Annotated in this window: 1 protein-coding gene; it reads left to right on the plus strand. The window is 53.0% G+C overall.

All coding sequences use genetic code 11. The annotated features are described in order from the left end of the window. On the plus strand, window positions 1-368 hold a 368-nt coding region (locus tag AC1RPY_RS07655), incomplete at its 5' end, for a hypothetical protein (RefSeq protein ID WP_289872330.1). Window positions 369-445 lie beyond the last annotated feature (77 nt).

Genomic DNA, 445 nt, shown 5'->3' on the forward strand with positions numbered 1-445 from the left:
GGGTAGCACGCGCCCTGAACGTGCCGGCCACGTGTGTAAAGGACAACGGAAAGGATGGCTACTACATCGTGTATGCGGGTGGTGCTAGCGGTGTCCTTGACCCGATGGTATATTCGAGCGACGCATTTTATATTCAGGCAAAACTTCGCATGTCGATCAAACAGTGGTCAGAATTTGACGAAGACGCGGGGATGGAACATTTCATGGAAGCCACGGTCTCGGCCCCGGGCTCGCTTAATAAAACGACAGCCCAATTCTCGTACATTGACGGGGATGATCATGAAACTGCGCTACGCGCCGTTATCGTGCGATGCGCTGCTGCCTATGGCAAATTTTTGGAGGAACGTGATGCTGCGCAAACTATTTAAATCAATTCGCCGCAATAAAGCTGACATGGATATGGCTCCGGCACCGGAACCGCGCCCTGTCATTGGGCTTCCGATGC

The organism is Dellaglioa sp. CoH-56-MRSF-12, from assembly GCF_056782075.1.